The following is a 23,226-nucleotide window of genomic DNA, read 5'->3' as shown; positions in this document are numbered from 1 at the left end:
GCTCTCGGCGACGGATAACAAGCTTACAAGCCCAACCCGCCAGACGCAAACCAAACCAACGAGACACCCACCACACCCACCACAAACACCACCAAAACCGCGAAAAACCCGATAAAAGGCGCAGCACGCCCGGCAAAAATCGTCAATTACGCCGATATCCCCCTACTGATCCATTCGTGCACCGTGGTTCATAGATAGTGGCGGCGCTACCGTCACCGGTAACGCCGCCACTATTCATCACGCTTCATGTGTGAGCGCCGTCTTGACTTTGCTATTTACTCCGTAACGCGGATAACCGCGAGGTTTTTCTTGCCCTTGCGTAGCACCACAACACCCCCGGGAAGCACATCGCTGCTAGTCAGCACGTCAGACTCTCCGACTTTGCGATTGTTGATATTCAGGCCGCCGGATTTCGCGGTTCGCCGCGCGGCACCCAGACCCCGTTCTTGGCCCGTGGCCACGAAGAGCTCGGGAATGGAAGCTCCCAGGCTCGCGCTCGCCTGCGGCAGTTCCGCCACGGCGTCGCGCAAGGTATCCGCATCCAAAGCGGCCAAACCGTCACCGCCGAAGAGCGCGCGCGAGGCATTCTCCACTCGTTCTGCCACGTTCGCGCCATGCACCCAGGCCGTCACATCTTGAGCAAGTACGCGCTGGGACCGCCTTTCCTGGGGACGCTCCGCCACCGCGGTAGCCAGCTCCTCGATCTCTTCCCGAGTCCGGAAAGTAAAGACCTTGAGCATGTGCACCACGTCTTCGTCGGCAGTATTGAGCCAGAACTGGAAGAACTTGTAGGGACTGAGCATCTCGGGGTTGAGCCATACCGCACCGCCCTCGGATTTCCCAAACTTTGTGCCATCCGACTTGGTAATCAGCGGATTCGTGAGCACGTGCACCGACTCTCCTGTCACCTTGCGAATGAGATCCATTCCGCCAACGAGGTTGCCCCACTGGTCGTTCCCGCCAACCTCCAAGGTGCAGCCGTAACGAGTGAAGAGCTCAAGGTAATCATTGGCCTGGAGAACCTGGTAAGAAAATTCGGCGTAGGAAATGCCCTCGTCCGATTCCAGGCGCCGCGCCACGATATCCTTGGAAAGCATCGTCCCGAGCCGGAAATGCTTACCCAAGTCGCGCAGGAAATCAATCGCGGAAAGCTGCCCGGTCCAATCCAAGTTATTGACGAGCCGTGCCGGGTTATCTCCCTCGAAATCCAACAGGCCGCGCAACTGCCCGGCCAGAGATTCCACCCATTGAGCAACGGTGTCCCGTGAATTAAGCGTGCGTTCGGTTGAGGGGCGCGGATCCCCAATGAGCCCGGTTGCCCCACCTACCAGCACCAGTGGATGGTGTCCGGCCAGTTGGAGATGCCGCATGAGCTTCACCGCGACAAGGTGACCGTGGTGCAGAGAAGCCGCCGTCGGATCAAAACCGCAATAGAAGGTGACCGGACCGGAGTTCAGCGCGCTACGCAGCGCGTCAATATCCGTATGCTGGGCGATCAGCCCCCGCCATTCCAGTTCCTCAAGAACGTCCTTCACGTCTCGTGTCCTTCCGTTGTGATTCGCGCGTCACGGGCCTTTCCGTAACGTCACGTCCGGACGTTATCACGCCCGGTTTTTTCTTGCCACTATATTTTTACGACGACGACACATCGGTCGCGCTGCGGGCAAAGCCCTCCGCGAGCCCGATGAATTCCCGCGCACTGGCCAGCTGCTCCGCGACCCGCTCCGGGGCAGTGCCACCCGCACCACGTCGAGCTCCCACAGAGGCAGCCACCGTGAGTACTTCCCGGACATCCGGAGTGAGCCGCGCGTCGACGGAGCGCAGCTCGTCGTCGTCCATATCCCATAACTCAATGCCGCGCTCTTCGCAGAAGGCGACCGCGCGACCCGAAATTTCATGCGCGTCACGAAAAGGAACCCCGCCGCGCACCAACCACTCGGCGATATCGGTGGCGAGGGAGAATCCCTGGGGCGCCAGCTCGGCCATGCGCTCGTAGTTGAGCACCATGGTTTCCACCATGCCCGCTACCGCGGGGAGGAGGAGGTCGAGGGTGTCGATGGCATCGAAAACCGGTTCTTTATCCTCTTGCAGATCTCGGTTATAGGCGAGCGGGAGTCCCTTGAGGGTAGCTAACAATCCGGCCAGATCACCGATGAGGCGCCCGCTCTTGCCGCGGGTTAATTCGGCCACGTCCGGGTTCTTTTTCTGCGGCATAATCGAGGATCCGGTCGCGTACGCATCATCAAGTGTGACGAAGTGGAATTCGCGGGTATTCCACAGGATAATTTCTTCGGAAAGCCGGGAAAGATCCACCCCAATCTGGGCGCAAATATAGCTGAATTCGGCAACCAGATCCCGCGCGGCCGTGGCGTCGATGGAATTGTGTTCCGGGGCGTTAAAGCCCAGTTCTGCCGCGATTGCCGCAGCATCCAGCCCCAGGGTATTCCCCGCCAGAGCCCCGGCACCGTAGGGTGAATACGCAGCCCGCTTATCCCAGTCCTGCCAGCGCCCGATATCGCGCAATAACGGCCAGACATGGGCGAGCAAATGATGGGCCACCAGCACCGGCTGGGCGTGCTGGAGGTGGGTGCGCCCGGGCATCACCGCCTCGCCAGCGCGTTCGGCCTGCGAAACGAGGGCCCGCACCACCGTCAGCAGTTTTTCACTCAGGTACCGCGCCGCGTCGCGCAGGTACATGCGGATGAGAGTAGCGATTTGATCATTGCGCGAACGTCCAGCGCGAAGCTTTCCTCCCAGCTCCGCCCCGGCTTCGGCCAGCAGGGCACGTTCTAGAGCCGTATGCACATCTTCATCATCGGGGGAAGGCGTGAGTTCCCCGCTAGCCACCCGCTGCCCGAGCGTATCTAAAGCGGCGAGCATCGCGGCAAGCTCGGAGTGGTCCAAGAGACCTGCCTTGGCCAACGCCCGGGCGTGTGCGTGGCTCCCGGCAAGATCGTAGGGTGCCAAGCGCCAATCAATATGAGTCGAGCGTGAAAGTTCGGTCAGGGCGTCAGCGCTGGAACCGCTGAAGCGCCCACCCCATAGGGCGAGATGTTCAGTCATTGCACTATTCTAAACACGGTCACTTTCGTGCGGGAAGTTCAGCCGCTCCCCCGTGGAAAATTCCGTGCACCCGCCGGTATTCCACTATTCTGCTACGTCTTCCACAGGAAGTGCCACGTCAAAGCCCTGCGCTCCGATGGCTGCCAGGAGTCGCCCACGGCGTGCCACTGAGCCGCTCAGGCGGGTGGGTACGTACTCGGTGAAAGGCCCGACCGGCTTTCCGTAACGGATATCCACCCAGGGCGCGATAGCGGCGTCGTATTCACGCAGCGATTCCACCGCGGATTCCGGTTCCTGATAATGATCGGTAAAAACGCGCAGTCCGGCATCCATGCGCGGTTTGAGCTCGGGAATCCGCTCCTGATTGGGGTAGCCCATAATGAGGCCGATAACCGGGAACGTGAGTTCGGGCAGGTCCAGCACCTGGCAGATACGTTCGGCGTCGTTCAAAATAGAACCGAGGTAGGTGGTACCCAAACCGTGGCTTTCCGCAGCCACCACGGTGTTCTGCGCCGCGATCATGCAATCCGCAACCGCGGCGTTAAAAGCGTCATAGCTACGGGCCCCGGCGCCCTCGCCACCCTGCTCCTGGCATACGCGCCAGACACGGCGGGTATCCGCTACGAAAATCCACAATTCAGGTGCCTGCGCCACGTAAGCCTGGGTGCAGACTTCCGCGATGGCCTGGCGGCGGGCCGGATCCTGCACTCGAATAATGCTTGCGTATTGCATACCCTGCGAGGTCGCGGCGTGCAGGGCTGCCTGGATCAGGGCGCCAGTAAGTTCCTCTCCGAGCGGCCGGCCATCAAAATCACGAATGGTGCGGTGGTTAAGCTGAGTGCGCAGAGTCTCCTCCGCGCCGCTGTTGGCAGGACGCGTATCTTCTGAAGTCTTATGTGAAGTATCCATACGGGTATTCTCCCACGCTTGGGCCATGGCGCAAGATTCGTCACAACTGGAATTGGCGGGAAATGCTGCTATGCTGGCACCCGTACCGGGACTGCTGTCTCTGCTCGCTCGCCTCCGTGCGGGCTCTTTTTGTGCATGCGCCGGGTGTTCGGCTATTCCGCCGCCCCGTCGCTCACCTTTGTACACCACAGCATCGCAGAGTTACCGGAGCTAGGGTGCGTTCGTGTCACGGCTATATCTATGCCGCCAGCGTGCGCGTTGTTGTGAAGGATGGAATGGAAAATACGCGTTATTTCACGATTCCGGGTTCGGACCGAACGTATGACCGCAATAAGCTCCTCGTGGTGCTCATCGTTGCGCTCGTCATGTCGCTTATTCAGGTCAGCTCGGTTAATAATCTACTTCCCATTATCGAAACGGGTCTGAATGCCGGGCGCGGTGATATTCAGTGGGTGCTCTCCGGATATTCCCTAGCTTTCGGGCTGCTCTTGGTACCCGCGGGGCGCCTGGGTGATATTTTTGGCCGTTCTTCGCTGTGGATGATCGGGATGGCGGTGTTCACGCTCGGCTCGCTACTGTGCGGGGTGGCCAGTGACGCGTTTATCCTCAATATCGCGCGCGCCCTCCAGGGCATCGGTTCGGGGATTTTCTCTCCCCAGGTCACCGGCATGATTATGCAGTATTTCGACGGTCACGCCCGCGCGAAGGCCTTCGCCTATATGGGCCTGGCCATTTCTGCCTCGGTTGCCGTGGGACCGCTGCTCTCGGGAAGCCTCGTCCAGATCTTCGGGCCCGTGGGCTGGCGGTGGTCCTTTATTCTCAACGTCCCGCTCGGTTTGCTCGGTTTGGGGCTGGGTATTTTCTTGCTGCCGTTCCTGAAGGAACGGCGTGCTATTGGCGACGACGCCGCCAAGATTGACGCCGCCTACCGGGCAGAAATGGAACGCCGGGGCCAACCGGTCGGTCGCCGACGCGGGCATCACCTCGACCTCGACCCGGTAGGAATGACCCTGTTGGCTCTCGCCGTGCTCTGCCTCATGCTGCCCTTCATGTCCCACTTCGCCTGGCGCTGGGCGCTGCTGGGCGGTGGGGCCCTTCTCGGGCTCGCCTGGGTGCTCTGGGAGCATTCTTACGCGAACCGGGGCCGGATTCCCATGGTCAACCTACGCCTCTTCCGTATCGAATCCTTCAGTTTCTGCACCTCTATTACCGCCATCCAGTTCCTGGGAACCACATCCGTTTTCGTGGTGCTGGCCATGTATCTCCAGCAGGGCATGGGATTCAATGCGCTGCAGGCCGGCATGCTCGGCCTGCCCAATGCGATTGCCTCGGCCTACGCCTCGGTGTGGGCAGGGCGCTACGCGGTGGCTTGGGGCCGGCATATCCAGGCTGGCGCTTTCGCGCTCGCACTGGTATCGCTCGCCTCAAGTATTCCGTTGGCCGCTGGAATTGCCTATTCGGGGTGGAGCCCGTGGTGGCTTTCCCTTCCCATTTGCGTTTTCGGCTTCGGAATCGGCGTCATTGGTTCGGCCAATCAGACCCAGGCGATGATTGATGTTCCGCGAGCCCACGGCGGTACCGCGGGCGGGGTGCAGCAAACCAGTCAGCGTATTACCACCGCTATCGGCAATGCCATGGTGACCGCCATCCTCTTCGCTTTCGTCAACGAAGGTACCCCGCGCGGAGACGGTGCCTGGTTCACCGGTTACGCGGCTTCCATGGGGACCATCTGTTTTATTGTGGCACTCGCTCTGACTGTCTCGATTATTTTCATGCGCCGGCCCGCTTCGCCGGCGATGCTGCGCGCCCGCGAAGCGAAGTAACGCATTGTCAAGCACCAAATAAAAACGGGGCCGGGGTCATGACGACCTCGGCCCCGTTCTCGATACGGCTAAGTTGGCGTGCATCCTAAATACCTGTAGCTGCTCGCCGGGAACCTCGCCGCGCGAGCGAAACTTAGTTCGGTCGCGCTCACGCGCCTCGCTAGTTCAGCCGCGCGGGCGGGATAGCCACCCCGCGCCCGAAGGTAACATCGCGAGCGGCTGCAAGTTTCGCGGGCAGCCCGGTCAATTCGATGAAGCCCTTCGCGTGGGACTGGTCGAAGGAGTCACCGGCATCGTAAGTAGCCAAATTGAAATCGTAAAGCGAAGCCTCCGAGCGTCGCCCGGTGACGGTAGCGCGCCCGCCATGCATAACCATACGAATATCACCGGAGACATAACGCTGGGTATCTTCGATATAAGCATCGAGGGAGCGCTTAAGCGGGGAGAACCACTGGCCTTCGTATACGATATCCGCCCAGCGATCTGCGACCGTACGCTTGAAACGAGCTTGCTCGCGATCCATCGTCACGTTCTCGAGTTCCTTATGCGCGGTGAGCAGCGCCATGGCGCCCGGTGCCTCGTAAATCTCACGGGATTTAATACCGACATAGCGGTCTTCAACCACATCAATCCGGCCAATCCCCTGCTTTCCAGCCCGCTTATTGAGCTGCTCAATAGCTTGCAGCGGAGTGACTGCTTCGCCGTCGATCTTAACCGGAATACCGCCCTCAAAGGTGATAATCACTTCATCAGGCAATGGCGGGTAGGTCGGATCATCCGTGTAGGTATACACATCCTTCGTGGGTGCATTCCATAGATCTTCGAGGTATCCGGTTTCAATGGCTCGGCCCCACACATTCTGGTCAATGGAGAAGGGATTGTGGTGGGTCGTTTCAATAGGCAAATTATGCTTATTGGCGTAATCAATAGCGAATTCGCGGGTGAGCGCGAGGTCACGCACCGGGGACAGGCAGGCTAGATCCGGCCCCAATTGGGTAATACCGTTCTCGAAACGTACCTGGTCATTACCCTTTCCGGTACATCCGTGCGCTACCGTACTCGCCCCGAACTGCCGGGCCGCCGCCACCAGGTGCTTGACGATAACCGGGCGGGAAATAGCGGAAATAAGCGGGTAAGCGTCCATATAGAGCGCCCCGGCCTTGAGGGCCGGCATGCAGTATTCGCTGGCGAATTCATCGCGGGCATCGGCGATATAGGCTTCCACGGCCCCGCAATCGAGGGCGCGTTGGCGAATGGTCTCCAGATCCTCGCCGCCCTGGCCTACGTCCACGGCAACGGTGATCACTTCAGCTCCGGTTCGTTCCCCGATCCATCCGATAGCCACCGAGGTGTCCAGTCCGCCCGAATAGGCGAGAACTACCCGCTCCTTCGCCATTATTACTCCTTTTTCTCCCCCATTGAGAGGAGGTGTTGCCTGATCTCTACCGCGCGTTCTTCGCTACGGGCAATGACCAGCACGGTGTCGTCTCCGGCAACGCACCCGAGCACGCCATCCAAGCGCGCCCGGTCGATCCCGGCGGCGAGTAGCTGCGCGGCCCCGGGCGGGGTGCGCAACACGATCTGGTTGAGAGCACATTCGGCGCTGAGCAGTATTTCACGAGCCCACCGCGCCAGGCGCTCCCCGGTATCCATTGTCTGGTCAGCGATGCGATATGCCATCGATCCGTCCACCCGGATCTTAACAGCCCCCAAATCGTCTAAATCACGGGAGAGCGTGGCCTGGGTGACATCCACCCCGGCACGTATGAGATACTCCCGTAATTCGTTTTGGGAACCGATGAGATGAGCTTCCAGAATCGAGGCGATAAGCCCTTGGCGGGCGGTGCGACTCGAAGGAATTCCAGCGGTCACAATGATCCTTTCGCATCACCGGGAACGCGAACCGGCGGCCCGCGCTCCCTTGCATTATAATCATACGCGCCAATGCAATTTTTTGCATTACGCGCGGCGGGTGCCGGCCCGAGTCAGGCAGACACCCGCATTAATGATGCCACGGCGCGCGCAAAGTCTCGGTAGCGTTCCATTTCCGTGCGGAACGGAACCAGCACGCTATCGCGAACTTCGGTTTCGATAGCGGCGCGCGCCCGCGTGGTGACCTGACGTTGAACGCGTTGCGCCCCGTGCGTGCGTGCGATCCGCGCGCTCATACTTACGACGACGCCGCATACGGAACCGGCCACCAAGCAGATCAGGCTCGCCCGACGCAGCCCCAGCGGAAGGGTCACTCCCCCGGCCTCGGTGACGATTCCAGCACCAATTCCCAGGGCACCCAGCACCAGTGCGGCAAAAGCCAGCCACTGGATGGCAGCGGCGAAGCCCCACCAGCGCGGCCGGTGCCAGGCCTGGCTTTCCCGCGCGATTATCCGGGCGACGTTATCGGCGAGCCGCGCAGCTTGCCGGGAACATTCATCGCGTACCGCCCCGCGCCAGGAACGCGGGAGAAAACGGGTAACTTGGGTGGTGAATTCGGCCAAAGTTACCCGAGTGTTTTCCACGGCTCCGGGGCTAGCCACCGCCGCAACGCCGCCCGCCACATACGGCCTGGCACCCGTATCGGTAGGGACGCCCGAATGAGAAGTATCTCCCGCTGTGGAACTAGGCACAATATTCACGCCCGTTTCGTTCTCGCTACCGGGAAGGGCGCGACTGCCACGTCCGCGCAGCAGCGGCCAGGCGGTAGCGCGCCGTGCGGAGCTGCGGTAGTTGTCCGCGGCGTCCCGGGCTGCGGAACGCAGCCCGCCGGCCCGAGCCAGCCCGCTAACAAACTCATCCACCCCGGCAATATCGGTGAGGTCACGCGGATACCCGCCTTGGTCATTGAGGTTTTCTGTGAGCGCGGCGCCCACGGTACGCACATCCGCGGCGAGTTTTTCCGCCGCGGCTCTCTTCCCCGCCGCGATCTCCACGAGCGCCCCACGAATTTCTTCGACTCCCTGCCCGGTGAGTGCCGAGGCCGCCACAATATCCGCGCTCACGCCTTCGGTGACGAGAATACGCCCCAGATCCGCGACAATAGCTTCTTCATCACCAGCACCGAGACGATCAACTTGATTGATGACGATGAGGAGAGACGAATGATATTCACCCATCGCGGCCAAGAAGTCTTCGTGAACCACGGCATCCGCGTATTTTTGGGGGTCGAGTACCCAGATAACCACATCGGCTCGGGCAATAATACGCTCGGCCTGGACGCGGTGGGTATCCACCGTGGAATCAATATCCGGCAGGTCCACAAGCACCAGATTGGCGGTGGTATCGGGAGCTAGCTGGAGCAGCACTTTACGTTCGCGCACCCCGAGCCAATCGAGGACATCAGAGGCATGGCGCCCCGAGACTCCTAGAGGTGCGCGGGTGGCTGGACGGGTGGCGGCCACCCCGGCCACCTCCTGTCCCACAATGGCGTTAAGCAGGGATGACTTACCCGAGCCGGTGGCGCCTGCCAGAGCCACCACGGTGCGTTCAGTTCCTATCAGACCGCGCTGGCGCGCGCGGGTTAGCACATCGCGCGCCTGGGCACGCACCGACTCATCAAGGTAGGCACCACCCAGGTCGAGGGCCTGCTCCAGGTTCTTTAATCCAGTGGGGAGATCCATCCGCGCCTCCCTTCCGCGCTGCGCATCGCCTCATCTAGCTCATTCAGAGCATCCGTGCTGACTCCCAAGCGCGCGATTTCCTCTCGATAGGGTGCGGCCGTGGCCGCGAAGAACTCTTCTGCGCGCCCGAGGAGATCCTCGGTAGCGGAAGCGGCCATGCGGCGAACAGCGTCGTCGCCGAAAATAGCTTCCAAAACGCGCTGCGCTACCACGGCCGTTCCCCCGGCGATAGCTACTTCTCCACCGGTAAGACCGGCGGAGTGAGCAAAAACAACCAGCATGAGCGCGACGCCCACCGCGTTAATACCGAGGGAAACGACGCGTGCGGTGAGCTGCTTGGCGTGCCCCTGCTCGCCGAGCATATCCATGAGAGCGCGGCGCCAATCACGGACCAGGGCTCCGGCAGCGTCCCGGCGAGCCGCGCGATACCTGCCGGCTTCGATAGCCCCGCCCACCGCGGCAGCATGCCCGGCATCTCCCGCCGCGGTATCGCGCTCGGAACCGGCCTCCGCGCCTCGGGACTCAACCGCGAGAACTATTCCCGCACCCGCTGCGCTGCGCTCCAATTCGGTGGTAAGGCAAGTGGCCAGGCCGGCGTCCGCGGTGAGGAGCATATCGGTGAGGGAGTCTTCGATGGCCTCTCCCACGGCTTCTTCGCTCGCGTTCCGGCTAGCGGTTCGCCGCGAGCTCAGCCGATCACGCCAACGCGTGACACCTGCCTGCACAGCGCGAGCCCACTGCCCGCTGCCGAGCATCTCATGCCAGCGACGCAGCACTTCTCCGCGCAACACGGTACCATCCGCGATACCGGATTCTATACGGGCACGTGCCTCTTTCAGCGCAGCACTGACATCTGCGTCTAAGCGTTCGGCTTCCTCGATCTGTTCGAGATAAGAGTCGCGGGCCCGGGCGCAGGTATCGGCCAGGCTAGTGAGCGCCCCGGTGAGAGTTTGGCGCGCTACCGAGGCACGCGAACGTTCATCGCGGGCGAGCCCGGCGAGCCACTCACGCAGCGGAGCCACATCAGCCTCCGGAATGCCCGGCGCCCCCGGGTACTCGGTTATCACGAAGAGCGGGGCGCTTCCCAAACCGCGTTCCTCAAGCCTGCGGATCAAATCGGGGCGAATCGCCGCGGCATCCCCAACAGGAACCCTATTGAGGACAACGGCAATGACAATATTGCGCTCGGCTGCTTCATCGAGGAGGGCCCATGGAATCGCATCCGAATAACGCGCGGCGGTGGTAACAAAAACCCACAAGTCAGCCGCTTGGAGAAGCTGGCCGGCCAATCTACGGTTATCCCCCTCGACCGAGTCAATATCCGGAGAATCCACCAGTGCCAGGCCCCGCGGGACACGAGGTGATTCCACCAAGCGGATGTCACCGCTCGCTTTCGCCGCCCGCGCGCTACCAACCGCTGCTGCGCCGTCGCTCACAACCACCGCTGCGCCCTTGCCGGAACGTTCTGGCGCAAGCGCTGCGCCGTCGCCACTCAAACGAGCTAGCCCGGGGAAAATACGGTCGCCGGAAAACCATGCTTCCTCCCCGGGAGCGTGGGCGAGCACCGGGATCCGGGTAGTGGGGCGCAGCGCGGAGGATGGTGTCACCGATGCACCCACGAGGGCGTTCACCAGGGCCGATTTACCCGAGCCCGTAGATCCGCCCACCACGGCCACCAGCGGCGCATCCAGGGAGCGCAGGCGCGGGAGCACGTAGTCATCAAGCTGGTGGAGACCGTCGGTGCGAGCATCACGCCCGTCTGCCGCCCCCGGGGTGGGCAGTGGGAACCTCAGGTCTTCCAGTGCCTGGCGCACCCGCTCAAGGGAAAGCAGGCGACTCACGGCATAATCACCCGCGGGTAGCGATCTTCTTCCGGCGGAGTCCAGGTATCCGGGTCAGCGGGGACCTGGGTGCCCGAGCGCACATCACGAACCTGCTCGCCTTCCGCCGTTGTAAACCACACAAAGGGAATACCGCGCTTATCGGCCGCTTTAATCTGCTTACCGAATTTCGTGGCGTTATGCGAGACGTCCGCCGGAATACCGCGGGCACGCAAACGTGCCGCGATGGTGGAGGCATGGTGACGTTCGGATTCATCGTTGACCGCCACGTACACGGCCGTGGGAACCTTGCGGCTAGCGCGCAGCAGATCCTGGTGCAGGAAACGTGCGAGCAGGCGCGATACCCCGATGGACAGGCCCACGCCCGGATAGCTGCGATTACCGGCCGTCGCCAGGTTATCGTAGCGCCCGCCCGAGCATACCGAGCCAAGATCTGCGTGACCTTCCACCGTCGATTCGAAAACAGAACCGGTGTAGTAGTCCAGACCGCGTGCAATAGACAGATCCGCGCTGACCGAACCGGGTATGAGAGAGTTCGCTTCGGTGACGAGTGTTGCTAGTTCTTCCAGGCCTTCGTCCAAGAGCGACGACGACGCACCGAGCGCGCGGACTCTGTCTACGAAGGAGGCATCCTCGGTGGTGATACCCGCCAAGCTCAAGGCAAGTTGCGCCTGCTCCGCGCTTGCACCCACGTGTTCGGAGAGTAACTCGGTCACCACTTGCGGACCTACTTTGTCGAGCTTATCTAGGATTCGCAGGGTTTCCTCGGTATTTTCCAGCCCGATCGCTTCGTAGAAGCCCTGGGCGAGTTTACGGTTCGAGGCACGCACCCGCACCCGCGGGATGGGAAGCTTACTCAACGCATCAACCATGACGAGCGGCAACTCAATATCGTGGTGGAAGGCGAGGGAGTCCTGGCCAACCACATCAACATCAGCCTGGTAAAACTCCCGGAAGCGCCCGTCCTGGGGGCGTTCGCCGCGCCAGACCTTCTGGATTTGGTAGCGCTTGAAGGGGAAATCGAGTTTTCCGGCGTTCTCCAGCACGTAGCGGGCCAGCGGCACGGTGAGATCGAAATGAAGACCGAGGCCGGAATCCTGGCCTTCCTCCCCCTGGAGGCGGCGCAGCACATACACTTCTTTGGAAGTTTCGCCCTTACGCAGCAGCTGATCCATAGGTTCGACGGCGCGAGTTTCCACCCCCGAAAAACCGTGGAGTTCAAAGGTGGAACGCAGGGTGTCAAGAACTTTCTGTTCCACGATACGGGCTTGCGGAAGCCATTCGGGGAAACCGGAAATCGGCGCAATTTTCATAGGTACTATTCTTTCACTTCATCGCGATATAGGCGCGCAGGTACGGTGAGGCTTTGAGCTCGCGCGCCAGGGTGGAGGGTTTGCCGTGGCCGGGGAAGAAAATCGTGGAGCCGTCCACCTCGGCAACGATGGTGCGCAAGGAAGCACGCATCTGCGCATCGTTCCCGCCCGCGAGGTCGGTGCGGCCCACTCCGTCCCGGAAGAGCACATCTCCGGTGATCATGAAATTCTCCCCGAAACCCCAATCGGGAAGCTGCGGAGTTTCTGGATCCGCTTCGAAACGCCCCGAGAAGAGAAAAACTGTCGAGCCCTCGGTATGCCCCGGGGTGGCGATGGCGCGCAGGTGCACACCGGGAACCAGTTCCATTCCCTCCGCGTATATTTCTTCGGGAAGGGGCACGATCTTCTCCGGTTTCACCCAGGAACGCCCCCCGGTGGCAGCCAGGACGAGCGGCGCGTAAAAAGCATTGACGATCGGATTATCCAGCCGGTATGCGTCAGGCTCAGCGATAAAGCACGGCACGCTTGAGCCGGCCACCACCCCGGCATCCCACACATGATCCCCGTGCCCGTGCGTGGCCAGTACGGCACCCAGGCGCAAATGACGGGCTGCCAGGGTGCGTTCTACCCACGCGGCGCTGCCAGCTCCCGCATCAACAACCAGGGCAACCCGATGAGTAGGGTCGGCCATGATATAACAATTCGCCTCCAGGGCAGTATTGGAATACCGCAAGAAAATCATGCATTAACCGTATCCTTTCTCCCGATTTTTTCCTACTGGCACCCGGAATCCCTTTCTCCGTGGCACAATTGTGGTATACCGTAAGAATTAAAGTTGTCCCGCGGCGTGTACCTCACGCCTCTTTCTCCACAAGGAGTAACAATGTCCACAGCTCATCCCGCTCAGCCCGCTCCCGCGCCGCTGGATCCGGCCGCCGTCGCCAAAGCCCGTCCTTTCGGACGCGTGGACGACGAAGGGAAGGTGTGGCTTAAGGATGGCGATACCGAACGGGTCGTTGGCCATTACGCGGCTTCCGGCACCGAAGATGATGCCCTGGAATTCTATATTCGCCGCTATATTGACCTGGATACCCAGGTAAGTCTGGCAGAAACGCGTGCCCACCACGTATCCCCCGAAGAAAGCCGCAAGTCAATTGCATCCCTACGCAAGGAACTGGCCGAACCGGCCGCGGTGGGTGATATCGCGGCGCTGCGCACTCGCTTGGATAAGCTCGAAGAAGTCGTGGCCGTACGCGCGAAGGAATACGCGGCTCAGCGCGCCGCCGCCAAGGAAGCTGCTCTCCAGGAGCGAACCCAGATTGTGGAACGCGCTGAGGAACTCGCCAACGCGAATCCGCACACCATCCACTGGCAGAATACCCGCGCTGAGCTCAATGATCTTTTCGAAAGTTGGAAACGGGCCCAGCGCCAGGGGGCGCGCATTGATCGTCCCACCGAAGAAGCACTGTGGCGGCGCTTTGCTACTGCCCGCTCCACCTTTGATCGCGCCCGGCGCAACCACTATAAGGAACTGGATGTACGCCGCAGCCAGGTGAAGGCCACCAAGGAAAAGCTCATTGCGGAGGCCGCCGCGCTCTCCTCCTCCACCGATTGGCGGGAAACCGGGGATCGCTACCGCGAACTCATGGATGAATGGAAGCGGGCAGGGCGGGCCGGGCGCCGCGATGACGATAAGCTCTGGGAGCGTTTCATGGCCGCTCGCCAACCTTTCTACGACGCTCGGGATGCGCATTTCAGCCAGGTGGATAGCCAGTACGCGGAAAATTTGGCCGCTAAGCTCGAATTGGTGGCGGAAGCTGAAGCTCTCCTTCCCATTACCAATGTTGATGAAGCCCGCGAAAAGCTCCGTGAGATCGGGGAACGCTGGGATGAGATCGGCTTCGTGGCCCGCGGTGATATCGCCCGGACCGAGGGCCGGATGCGGGAAATTGAGGAAAAGATTCGCGCGGCGGAAAACGACCGCTGGAACCGTACCGACCCGGAAAAGCAGCAGCGTTCTTCCGGTATGGCCGCCCAGCTCGAAGCGCTTATCGCCGAACTCGATGAGGAAATCGCCCAGGCCCAGCAGTCCGGTGATGAAAAGAAGCTCACCGAGCTAAACGAAGCGCGGGCCGCCCGCGTGGCCTGGCTCGAGCAGGTAAATAAGGATCTGTAACTTTTTCCTACCTGTGGATAAATGCAAGCCGCTCTCCCCACCTGGTGAGAGCGGCTTGCATTATTTTATTCACCACCACACACTCTCGGTATGTATGTGGATGGGGTGCAGCGCCTGGATATTAACGCTGGCTTACTGGTGGAATACGCTCCCGGGTTAGTGTGCGCGGCTGATTGTGCCGCCTATGCGGCGCTGCGGGCTTCTCTTCTTGCGCAGGTACTGGGGCGGGATAGCATCGCCACCACGCTGAGCGCAATGTGGGTTTATACCGGTTACTGGCCCGCGGACCGGCTGATTCGGATCTGTAGCGTGCGAGCTAAGTCACGGACTATCCGCAAGCCGGCACCCGAGGAGCGCCAATCGATAGCCGGCTTGTGCTTAACCACGCTGCCGCGTACCATCACGGATATTTTTCGCCAGGAAGCGCTGGACGTAGCAATTACCTGTGCTCTGGAGGTGGCGCGGCAGCGCCTTCTAGAAGCTGATGGGTGGGAAGCGGCGGCAGAAAACCTGACCGGCCGGCACCTCGCCGCAGCGCGTGCGGCTGTGCATGCTATTGCCCAGCGCTAAGCACGGGAGCGACCAGGAGCTTCCGGCATTCAGCTCCGTGCCGTAACCGCGGCGAATCCGCGCTATGCACGCGGAGATTCCACCCGGCGCTGATTAGCGGGCTTGGAATTAGTCACCCGGTACGCATCGTACACGCCTTCAATCTTGCGTAGATCTGCCAGCACCCGAGCTAGGTGATGCGGATCGGCCATCTCAAAGGTGAAGGTATTCCGCACCATGCGTTCTTTCGTGGTCATCATATTGCCGGCCAGAAGATTCACCCCGTTATCCAGGAGCGCTCGGGAAATATCGGAGAGCAAGCCCTGCCGGTCGAGTGCGTCCACCTGGACCTGGATAACGTACACCGCTTCGGAATCATCAGCCCAGTGCACCTCGAGGAATCGTTCCGGTTGCTTTTGCAACTGCTCCACATTCGGGCAATCCGCGCGGTGGATGGACACACCCGAGCCGCGAGTCACGAAACCAACGATGGAATCGGGGGGAACCGGGGTGCAGCAGCGGGCTAGCTTGACCATAACATCCCCGGCTTCCATGCCCTGGACCACCACAGCGTTATCGGTGCTGGCCGTGCTCCGCCGCCGTGAAATACGGTTCGGAGTCACTGCCTCCGCGAGAGTTTCCTCCACCCCGGCCTGCCCGCCCTGGGAGGTAATGAGGTTACGCACCACCGTTTCGGGGGAGATATCCCCTTCCCCAATACCCGCGTACAGGTCATCGACGGAACTGCGTCCGGCCTCCCGCGCTACTTCCGCGAGTGTGTCATGGCTCATGAGGCGCTGGACGGGTTGGTTACGTTTACGGATGGCGCGGGCAAGCTTATCCTTGCCCTCTTCTACCGCTTCATCCCGGCGACTCTTCTTGAACCACACCCGGATCTTGGCGCGGGCACGCGGACTTGCCACGAAATCAAGCCAGCCGAGGGAAGGCCCGGCATCCGGGCTTTTCGCGGTAATAATCTCAACCGTATCCCCGGATTCCAGCTTGTGATCGAGGGTGACGAGACGATCATTCACCCGCGCCCCCACCGTACGATGCCCCACTTCCGTGTGGACGGCATAGGCGAAATCGACCGGGGTGGCTCCGGTGGGGAGCTCCATAACTTCCCCGGCCGGAGTGAACACGTACACCTTATTACCGGAGATCTCATAGGAGAGCGACTCGAGGAATTCTGCCGGGTCCGCGGTTTCCCGCTGCCAATCAACTAGCTGGCGTAGCCAGTTGAGCTGAGTTGTTTCTTCGTCGACTTTCGCGGTCCCGCCCCCCCGCTTGGTGGCATTCGGGTTTTCCTTATACCGCCAGTGCGCTGCCACTCCGTATTCCGCGCGCCTATGCATATCGTAGGTACGGATCTGAATTTCAAGAGAGCGGTTATCCGGGCCGATAACCGTGGTGTGAATCGACTGGTAGAGGTTGAATTTGGGGGTGGTGATATAGTCCTTGATCCGCCCCTGAATGGGCGTGAAAATAGTATTGGCAACGCCCAGCACCGCGTAGCAGTCCGGGATGGTTTCCACGAGTACCCGCACTCCCACGAGGTCATAAATATCTTCGAAGTCCTTACCCCGCAAAATCATCTTCTGGTAGATGGAGTAATAGTGCTTGGGGCGACCGGTAATCGTGCATTTAATATGGGAACTCTTGAGCTCCCGCTCCAAAATGGCCTTGATTTTCGCGATATACGCTTCGCGTTCCGGGGTGCGTTCTTGCACCAGGGATTCAATTTCGGCGTAGACCTCCGGGTACATGGTTTTAAAAGAGAGGTCCTCAAGTTCCCATTTAATGGAATTCATGCCGAGGCGGTGCGCGAGGGGCGCGTAGATCTCCAGGGTTTCATGTGCCTTGGATCGTGCCTTTTCCTGCGGCATGAAACGCCAGGTGCGGGCATTATGGAGCCGGTCGGCAAGTTTAATGAGAAGCACGCGGATGTCTTTGGACATCGCGATCACCATTTTGCGCACCGTTTCCGCCTGCGCTGCTTCTCCGTATTCGACCTTATTGAGCTTCGTGACTCCGTCCACGAGTAGTTCCACGGTGGAGCCGAAATTCTCCCGGACCTGCTCGAGGGTGTACCCGGTATCTTCCACTGTGTCGTGGAGGAGAGCACCCACGAGGGTATCCTCGTCCATTCCGAGTTCGGCGAGGATGGTTGCCACCGCGACCGGATGCGTAATATACGGCTCTCCCGAGCGCCGCTTCTGGCCACGGTGGCATTCCTCCGCCACGTTATACGCCCGGATAATGCGTTCCTTATCGACATTACCCAGGGCGCGCATAAGGGGTTCCAGGGCATCAGGAACCTGGCTGGCCGTGCGTCCGGTCAACCACGATAGCCGCGATAGTACCCGCGGACCCTGCGATTCCGACATGCCCCACTCCCCTCTTGCGTTAATCGAAGGTTAGCACCGCTTCGACCTGCCTACCGGCCAGACGCTCCCGACCGCCCATACCCGCCAGCTCAATGAGCATGCACAGGCCGGCCACAATCCCGCCCGAGCTTTCCACCAGCTCACAGGCTGCATTCGCGGTTCCACCGGTGGCGAGAACGTCATCGATGATAAGAACGCGCTGTCCATCTTCAATATTAAAGGGCTGAACCTCCATGCGGGCCGAACCGTATTCCAGTTCATAATCAACCCCGATAACCGGCCCGGGCAACCGCCCGGCTTTGCGGATGGTGACCATTCCCAGCCCCATGGCGTAGGCCAGCGGCGCGGACAAAATAAATCCGCGTGATTCCAGCCCGGCGACGGCGTCGATCTTACCTTCGTAATGGCGGGCCAGCTCATCAATAAAGAGGTGGAATGCTTCACCGTCTGCTATCAGCGGGGTGATATCACGAAAGATAACCCCCGGCGCCGGGAAGTTTTCACGTTCTCGCACCCGACTGGCCGCTAGTTCCACGAGTTGCGAAGAAAACGCAGTGCTCACTTCTTGCTCCTCTTCTTGCGACGCGGCTGCGCGGTATTACCAAGATGGTGGCCAGGTTCGAGCACCGCGGAGACGACGTCCTCTTCCGCAACACCGGCCTCAACACGCTGGGCGCGCGCGGCAGCCACTTCCGCGTTATGGGCCTTGATGCGCGGATCGGCATTCGTCAGGGTGACGGCGAGCGGTGCCGCCAAGAAGATGGACGAGTACGCCGAGAGCAGCAGACCGACGAAGAGCACCAGCGCAAGATCGCGCAAGGTACCCGCGCCCATGAGGTACACCCCGATGAACAAAATGGATGCCACCGGCATAATCGAGGTGACCGAGGTGTTGATGGAGCGGATGAGAGTCTGGTTGACGGCGTGGTTCGTGGACTCCCCGAAAGTCACACGGTGCTGACGCAGCACATGCTCGGTATTTTCACGGACCTTATCGAAAACCACCACGGTGTCGTACAGGGAGTAGCCGAGGATCGTCAGCAGACCGATCACTGTGGACGGCGTGAATTCAAATCCAAAGAGGCAGTAAATACCCACCGTCACCACAAGGTCGTGGAAGAGCGCAACGATTGCACCCAGGGCATTGCGCCAGGATCGCATATAAGCCCACAGCGCGAGGAGCACCAGCACGATAAAGACCACGAAACCCTGGAGGGCCTTCGTGGAAATATCTTGGCCCCAGACCGGGCCGATATACGTGGAGGTGACATCCTGCACGGAGGTTCCGTACGCTTCAGCCAATTCCGTGCGGATCGCTTCTGTTTCCGCATTACCCACCCCGGTACCATCAGCATTCGCCGAGGTCTGGATACGTAAGGCGCTCTCGCCTACCTGGGCCACGCGAGCGGCTTTATCCCCGCCGTGGCGGGCCATGATATCCGAGGCGAGGCGCTGATCGGTTGTTTGCGCTCCCGAGACCGTGAATTGAGATCCACCGGTGAACTCAATACCCATATTGAGCCCGCGGGTGAAAAGCGCGATAAACGACGCGATCACGCAGATAATCGCAATGGTGTACCAGGTCTTGCGCCGCTGCACGATTTTGAAGCTGCGCCGCCCGGTGTAGAGATCGTTACCTAAGGTGTACATCGACATTAGGCGTTATCCTTTCCCTCGCTGCTCGCGGGAAGAGCGGCACGGCGCTCCCGGGTGCGACGCTCGGCAAGCGAGCCTTCGCCGGGAACCTTGCGGCCGCGATACGCCGGGGTATGCGCCAAATGCTTGGCGGACATACCCGATGCCGGGTGCCCCCCACCGAAGAATTTAGTACGCACCAGCAGCGTCATAAGCGGATAGGTAAACATAAAGACGACGACGAGGTCGAGGATGGTTGTGAGCCCCAAGGTAAAGGCGAAACCACGCACCGAACCCACCGCAATGAAGTAGAGCACCCCGGCCGCGATGAGGTTGACGGAATCAGAAGCGATAATTGTGCGGGTCGCGCGCTTCCAGCCACGTTGCACCGCGGTGCGTACCGCGTGCCCGTCGCGAATCTCATCGCGAATACGCTCGAAGAACACGATGAAGGAATCGACCGTGATACCGATGGAAATAACCAAGCCGACGACGCCGGCCATTGACAAACGGTAACCCATCACCCAGGACAGTAAACAAATAACCCCGTAGGACAGGCCCGTGGCGAGGACCACCGAACCGATAGCCACAATAGCCAGGGCGTGGTACTGCCACACAAGGTAAAGCACGATGAGCACGAGACCGATGAGGCCGGCCACCAGGCCCGCGCGCAGCGATTCCGAACCGAGGGTGGCGGAAATCTGCTGTTCGGATTGCACCTCAAATTCCAGGGGTAGCGAACCAAATTGCAGCTGGTTGGCCAGCACGCGCGACGTCGTCGCATTAATGCCGGAACCGTTAATAACGGCCTGCCCACCCGAAATCTGGGTTTGCGGAATCGCGGAGGAAATAACGCGCCCGTCCAGCACGATGGCGAATTGGTTTTGCGGGCTCTGCAAGCCCACCAAACGCCCGGTAACCTCAGAGAACTTCTGCGCGCCCTCATTATCGAATTCTAGCTGTACGATCCACTGGCCCTGCTGCTGATCGAAACCGGAGGTGGCCCGGGTCAGATTCGTTCCGGCAATTTCTGCCGGACCTAGCACGTACTTATACGGCGTCACCTCACCCGTTTTAGAATCCTTGCTTTGCCCGCAGGCAACCAAGGCTGTATCCGGGTTTTCTTCCGGGGCGGTGGCCGGGTTCTCCGCGGTGCAATCCAAGGTCAGCGCATCGTAGGTGACCCGCTCGGTTTTCGCCCAGGCCGGATCCGAAGCGCTGGTGGGCTGGCTGGGCGGAGTGGTGGAGAGCTTGCCGTCTCCATCCGCGTCGGCGGCCTTCATGGCCGCTTCTTCCAGCGCGGTGCCGGTCAGGGGTGCGGCGTTATCGCCTTCGCCCTTCATGGTTCCCGGATTTGCCATCGCGAGGACCGGGCGCATCCGCAACACCGCGGAATTACGCACGAGGTCAAGGGTTTCCTGACTGGGATGCCCGGGCAGACCCACCACGATATTCGAGCCACCCTGGGAGGTGATCTCCGCTTCAGCCACACCCGAAGCGTCCACACGCTGGCGAATAATTTCAATCGCCTGGTTGACATCTTCCGAGGTGATCTCCGAATTATCTGTGGTCTTCGGAGTAAGGATGAGCTCCGTACCGCCTTCGAGGTCAAGGGCGAAATTCGGGGTCCACCGGGATTCCGATCCGGAACCCGCCACCGATCCGACACCGAGGGAGACGAAGAGTGCGATCGCCAAGATCGCAAGGGTAATGATCCGGCGCCAGGATAACCGGACGCCGGAATTTTTAGATTGAGACATAGTGTTTACTTCCAGGCCGAGCCCGACTCATCTTTCTTTTCACCAAAAGCCGAGTCCGTACTCCGAGGAGTCACGTGATCGGTAGCTTCCGAGGCAGTATCCGCACCGCTAGCACCGGCGCTGGCTTCTTCCGAAGCGCTCAGGCGGGCAGCTTCCGCGGCATCTTCCGCCGCCGCTTCTTCTTCACTGACCGGTGCGAAAGGAATGGATGCCTGCTCCCGAATAGCCAGACGCGACCACACAGTTTCATCCCCGGAGGGACTTTCAAGCGTCACCGCATCCCCGTCAATAGCAACGATGCGCCCGTAAAAACCCGCGGTGGTCATGACATCCGTGCCGACCACCAGAATGCTGTTGCGGTGTTCTTCAGCACGTGCCCGGGCCTTCTTATTGGACTGGGACATGAACAGAACCATCCCCACTAGGATGGCGCCCATGATGACGAATTCCACGCGAAAGCTCCTTGGAAAAGACAATAATTACCGTGCCAGTTTACCGTGCATAACTGAAAACACCTGCGGCCGTGACGAAACTAATCTGTAGGCGGAGTTAAACCCAGATGCGTCCAGGCCCGCGGGGCTGCCATCCGCCCGCGCGGGGTGCGCACCAAATAGCCTTCGCGCACCAGGTAGGGCTCCACCACCGTCTCCACTGTTTCCGGTTCTTCTCCCACCGAAACCGCCAGAGTAGTCAGACCCACCGGCCCACCCCCGAAGCGAGTGCAGACCGCGTCGAGTACCGCGCGGTCAAGGCGATCCAGCCCGGCGGGATCCACCTGGAAAAGATCGAGGGCAGCCCGCGCGGCCCTCAGGTCCAGCTCCCCGGTGCCGCGCACCTGCGCCCAATCCTGGACACGGCGCAGCAGCCGGTTGGCGATACGCGGGGTACCGCGCGAGCGCCCGGCAATTTCCTGCGCGGCATCCTCGGTAATGCTATGGCCGAGCTTGACGGCATTGCGCCGCACAATGCGGGCTAGATCGCGCTGTTCGTAATACTCCAGATGCGCCGTGAAGCCGAAGCGATCACGCAAGGGAGCGGGCAGCAAACCGGCGCGCGTCGTCGCCCCTACCACCGTGAAGAACGGTAGCGGCAGCGGGATCGAGGTGGCACCCGGTCCCTTCCCGACCATCACGTCCACCCGAAAATCTTCCATAGCCAGGTAGAGCATTTCTTCGGCGTTGCGAGCCAGGCGGTGGATTTCGTCAATGAACAGGACGTCGTTTTCCTGTACGGAGGAGAGAATCGCGGCCAGGTCTCCTGAATGTTGAATCGCCGGCCCGGAGGTTAGGCGCAGCGCCCCACCCACTTCCGCCGCGATAATCATGGCGAGGGTGGTTTTCCCCAGACCCGGCGGGCCGGAGAGGAGCACGTGATCGGGGGTGCGCCCGCGCTGCACCGCGGCCTGGAGCACGAGGGAAAGCTGGTCGCGCACGGTATCCTGGCCCACGAATTCGGAAAGCTGACGCGGGCGCAGGGCCGCTTCGGCGGCGCGCTCTGTTTCGTTGGCTTCCGGGGAGACCAGGCCCGCTTCGAAGGAAAAATCATCACTCATGAGCGGCGGGCCCCTAGTATTTGGAGACTGGCGCGCAGTAGTTGGGCCACGGTGCCCTGGGGTACGTGGGTGCGCGCTTCTTCATAGGCGGCGACGGCGTCGCTTTCCTTCCACCCCAGTCCCACCAGACCGGCCACCACGGCATCTGGATCAGCCCCGGCGCTGGCCACCTCACCCGCCGCTACCGGTGCCGGACCGAGCTTATTGCCCAGCTCCAAAATAATGCGCTGGGCGCTTTTCTTGCCGATGCCGGGGACCCGAGTGAGGGCCGCTTCGTCCTTGGATTGCACGGCAGCGCGCAGGGCGTTCGGGGTATGGACGGAGAGGAGTGTGAGCGCGACTTTGGCGCCGATCCCGGAAACCGTTTGCATGATTTCGTATACGTCGCGCTCGTCCGCCTCGCTAAAACCGTAGAGGGAGGGGAGATCATCGCGGCTGGCAACCAGCGAGGTGTAGAGAAAAGCTTCCGCTCCTTCGCGCAGCGTGGCGAGGGTAGCCGGCGTCGCAAAAACTTTGACGCCCCACCCGCCCACTTCCACCACCGCGAACGTGGTGGTGACACGGCTGACAGTTCCGCGAATACTTGCAATCACTCAGGTCTCCT

19 protein-coding genes are annotated in these 23,226 nt (G+C 60.9%); 3 read left to right on the top strand and 16 right to left on the bottom strand.

The features are described from left to right. Positions 1-275: 275 nt before the first annotated feature. The 3 genes from tyrS to ACRQEG_RS04500 all read right to left on the bottom strand — a co-directional run bounded on the left by tyrS (position 276) and on the right by ACRQEG_RS04500 (position 3,972). Positions 276-1,535: a tyrosine--tRNA ligase gene (gene tyrS, locus ACRQEG_RS04510; protein WP_320757448.1), complete on the bottom strand. Its 1,260-nt coding sequence runs from the start codon at positions 1,533-1,535 to the stop codon at positions 276-278. Between the two features lie 97 nt (positions 1,536-1,632). Further along, positions 1,633-3,063: an argininosuccinate lyase gene (gene argH, locus ACRQEG_RS04505; RefSeq protein WP_320757449.1), complete on the bottom strand. Its 1,431-nt coding sequence runs from the start codon at positions 3,061-3,063 to the stop codon at positions 1,633-1,635. Positions 3,064-3,147: 84 nt separating this feature from the next. Further along, positions 3,148-3,972 carry a nitroreductase family protein gene (locus ACRQEG_RS04500; RefSeq protein ID WP_320757450.1) on the bottom strand — a complete coding sequence of 275 codons (825 nt, stop codon included), beginning with the start codon at positions 3,970-3,972 and terminating at the stop codon, positions 3,148-3,150. A gap of 275 nt (positions 3,973-4,247) precedes the next feature. Between ACRQEG_RS04500 and ACRQEG_RS04495 the strand changes: the two genes are divergently transcribed. Continuing rightward, complete coding sequence (locus tag ACRQEG_RS04495; protein ID WP_320757451.1) at positions 4,248-5,795, top strand: MFS transporter; 1,548 nt, start codon at positions 4,248-4,250, stop codon at positions 5,793-5,795. Positions 5,796-5,955: 160 nt separating this feature from the next. Here ACRQEG_RS04495 and ACRQEG_RS04490 read toward each other — a convergent pair whose 3' ends face one another. The 6 genes from ACRQEG_RS04490 to ACRQEG_RS04465 form a co-directional block, all read right to left on the bottom strand. Further along, positions 5,956-7,191: an argininosuccinate synthase gene (locus ACRQEG_RS04490; RefSeq protein ID WP_016442686.1), complete on the bottom strand. Its 1,236-nt coding sequence runs from the start codon at positions 7,189-7,191 to the stop codon at positions 5,956-5,958. 2 nt (positions 7,192-7,193) lie between these two features. Further along, positions 7,194-7,667: an arginine repressor gene (locus tag ACRQEG_RS04485; RefSeq protein ID WP_126134839.1), complete on the bottom strand. Its 474-nt coding sequence runs from the start codon at positions 7,665-7,667 to the stop codon at positions 7,194-7,196. Between the two features lie 113 nt (positions 7,668-7,780). After that, positions 7,781-9,409, bottom strand: coding sequence for a dynamin family protein (locus ACRQEG_RS04480; RefSeq protein ID WP_320757452.1), 1,629 nt, complete (start codon positions 9,407-9,409; stop codon positions 7,781-7,783). Beyond that, the gene (locus ACRQEG_RS04475; protein ID WP_320757453.1) at positions 9,388-11,250 is read right to left on the bottom strand and encodes a dynamin family protein; all 1,863 of its coding nucleotides are present in this window, start codon (positions 11,248-11,250) and stop codon (positions 9,388-9,390) included. Before ACRQEG_RS04475 ends, ACRQEG_RS04480 begins: the two co-directional genes overlap by 22 nt. Continuing rightward, positions 11,247-12,563, bottom strand: a complete 1,317-nt coding sequence (gene hisS, locus ACRQEG_RS04470) for a histidine--tRNA ligase (protein WP_016442682.1) — start codon at positions 12,561-12,563, stop codon at positions 11,247-11,249. Before hisS ends, ACRQEG_RS04475 begins: the two co-directional genes overlap by 4 nt. A 13-nt stretch (positions 12,564-12,576) precedes the next feature. After that, positions 12,577-13,305: an MBL fold metallo-hydrolase gene (locus tag ACRQEG_RS04465; protein ID WP_320757454.1), complete on the bottom strand. Its 729-nt coding sequence runs from the start codon at positions 13,303-13,305 to the stop codon at positions 12,577-12,579. 141 nt (positions 13,306-13,446) lie between these two features. On the opposite strand from ACRQEG_RS04465, the gene ACRQEG_RS04460 reads away from it, so the two are divergent. Both ACRQEG_RS04460 and ACRQEG_RS04455 read left to right on the top strand, forming a co-directional pair. Then, positions 13,447-14,739, top strand: coding sequence for a DUF349 domain-containing protein (locus tag ACRQEG_RS04460; RefSeq protein ID WP_320757455.1), 1,293 nt, complete (start codon positions 13,447-13,449; stop codon positions 14,737-14,739). Between the two features lie 90 nt (positions 14,740-14,829). Beyond that, entirely contained in the window at positions 14,830-15,309 is a 480-nt protein-coding gene (locus ACRQEG_RS04455) for a hypothetical protein (RefSeq protein ID WP_320757456.1), read from the top strand. A gap of 62 nt (positions 15,310-15,371) precedes the next feature. On the opposite strand, the gene ACRQEG_RS04450 is transcribed toward ACRQEG_RS04455, so the two are convergent. From ACRQEG_RS04450 to ruvA, 7 genes are all read right to left on the bottom strand, one after another. Next, positions 15,372-17,675, bottom strand: a complete 2,304-nt coding sequence (locus tag ACRQEG_RS04450; protein WP_320757457.1) for a RelA/SpoT family protein — start codon at positions 17,673-17,675, stop codon at positions 15,372-15,374. Positions 17,676-17,694: 19 nt separating this feature from the next. Continuing rightward, on the bottom strand, positions 17,695-18,237 hold the full coding sequence (locus ACRQEG_RS04445; protein ID WP_016442677.1) for an adenine phosphoribosyltransferase: 543 nt from the start codon (positions 18,235-18,237) through the stop codon (positions 17,695-17,697). Then, positions 18,234-19,331 carry a protein translocase subunit SecF gene (gene secF, locus ACRQEG_RS04440; RefSeq protein WP_435733792.1) on the bottom strand — a complete coding sequence of 366 codons (1,098 nt, stop codon included), beginning with the start codon at positions 19,329-19,331 and terminating at the stop codon, positions 18,234-18,236. The genes ACRQEG_RS04445 and secF overlap by 4 nt, the downstream gene beginning before the upstream one ends. Beyond that, positions 19,331-21,070: a protein translocase subunit SecD gene (gene secD, locus ACRQEG_RS04435; protein WP_274733602.1), complete on the bottom strand. Its 1,740-nt coding sequence runs from the start codon at positions 21,068-21,070 to the stop codon at positions 19,331-19,333. The genes secF and secD overlap by 1 nt, the downstream gene beginning before the upstream one ends. A gap of 5 nt (positions 21,071-21,075) precedes the next feature. Then, positions 21,076-21,522, bottom strand: coding sequence for a preprotein translocase subunit YajC (locus ACRQEG_RS04430; RefSeq protein ID WP_126134828.1), 447 nt, complete (start codon positions 21,520-21,522; stop codon positions 21,076-21,078). Positions 21,523-21,602: 80 nt separating this feature from the next. After that, entirely contained in the window at positions 21,603-22,622 is a 1,020-nt protein-coding gene (ruvB, locus tag ACRQEG_RS04425; protein ID WP_126134827.1) for a Holliday junction branch migration DNA helicase RuvB, read from the bottom strand. Next, positions 22,619-23,215, bottom strand: coding sequence for a Holliday junction branch migration protein RuvA (ruvA, locus tag ACRQEG_RS04420; RefSeq protein ID WP_126134826.1), 597 nt, complete (start codon positions 23,213-23,215; stop codon positions 22,619-22,621). The genes ruvB and ruvA overlap by 4 nt, the downstream gene beginning before the upstream one ends. Positions 23,216-23,226: the final 11 nt, after the last annotated feature.

Origin of the sequence: Actinotignum stranguriae (genome assembly GCF_051265215.1) — a bacterium.
In the GTDB taxonomy this organism is placed as follows: domain Bacteria; phylum Actinomycetota; class Actinomycetes; order Actinomycetales; family Actinomycetaceae; genus Actinotignum; species Actinotignum schaalii_C.
The sequence above is the reverse complement of the archived record's forward strand: the minus strand, read 5'-3'. Positions and strand labels throughout refer to the sequence as shown.

What these genes read in the sequence shown, in the direction of transcription:
- argH (WP_320757449.1), bottom strand. Translation starts at nt 3,063, where the DNA reads ATGACTGAACATCTCGCCCTATGGGGTGGGCGCTTCAGCGGTTCCAGC.
- ACRQEG_RS04500 (WP_320757450.1), bottom strand. Translation starts at nt 3,972, where the DNA reads ATGGATACTTCACATAAGACTTCAGAAGATACGCGTCCTGCCAACAGC.
- ACRQEG_RS04495 (WP_320757451.1), top strand. Translation starts at nt 4,248, where the DNA reads ATGGAAAATACGCGTTATTTCACGATTCCGGGTTCGGACCGAACGTAT.
- ACRQEG_RS04490 (WP_016442686.1), bottom strand. Translation starts at nt 7,191, where the DNA reads ATGGCGAAGGAGCGGGTAGTTCTCGCCTATTCGGGCGGACTGGACACC.
- ACRQEG_RS04480 (WP_320757452.1), bottom strand. Translation starts at nt 9,409, where the DNA reads ATGGATCTCCCCACTGGATTAAAGAACCTGGAGCAGGCCCTCGACCTG.
- hisS (WP_016442682.1), bottom strand. Translation starts at nt 12,563, where the DNA reads ATGAAAATTGCGCCGATTTCCGGTTTCCCCGAATGGCTTCCGCAAGCC.
- ACRQEG_RS04465 (WP_320757454.1), bottom strand. Translation starts at nt 13,305, where the DNA reads ATGATTTTCTTGCGGTATTCCAATACTGCCCTGGAGGCGAATTGTTAT.
- ACRQEG_RS04460 (WP_320757455.1), top strand. Translation starts at nt 13,447, where the DNA reads ATGTCCACAGCTCATCCCGCTCAGCCCGCTCCCGCGCCGCTGGATCCG.
- ACRQEG_RS04455 (WP_320757456.1), top strand. Translation starts at nt 14,830, where the DNA reads ATGTATGTGGATGGGGTGCAGCGCCTGGATATTAACGCTGGCTTACTG.
- ACRQEG_RS04450 (WP_320757457.1), bottom strand. Translation starts at nt 17,675, where the DNA reads ATGTCGGAATCGCAGGGTCCGCGGGTACTATCGCGGCTATCGTGGTTG.
- secF (WP_435733792.1), bottom strand. Translation starts at nt 19,331, where the DNA reads ATGTCGATGTACACCTTAGGTAACGATCTCTACACCGGGCGGCGCAGC.
- secD (WP_274733602.1), bottom strand. Translation starts at nt 21,070, where the DNA reads ATGTCTCAATCTAAAAATTCCGGCGTCCGGTTATCCTGGCGCCGGATC.
- ruvB (WP_126134827.1), bottom strand. Translation starts at nt 22,622, where the DNA reads ATGAGTGATGATTTTTCCTTCGAAGCGGGCCTGGTCTCCCCGGAAGCC.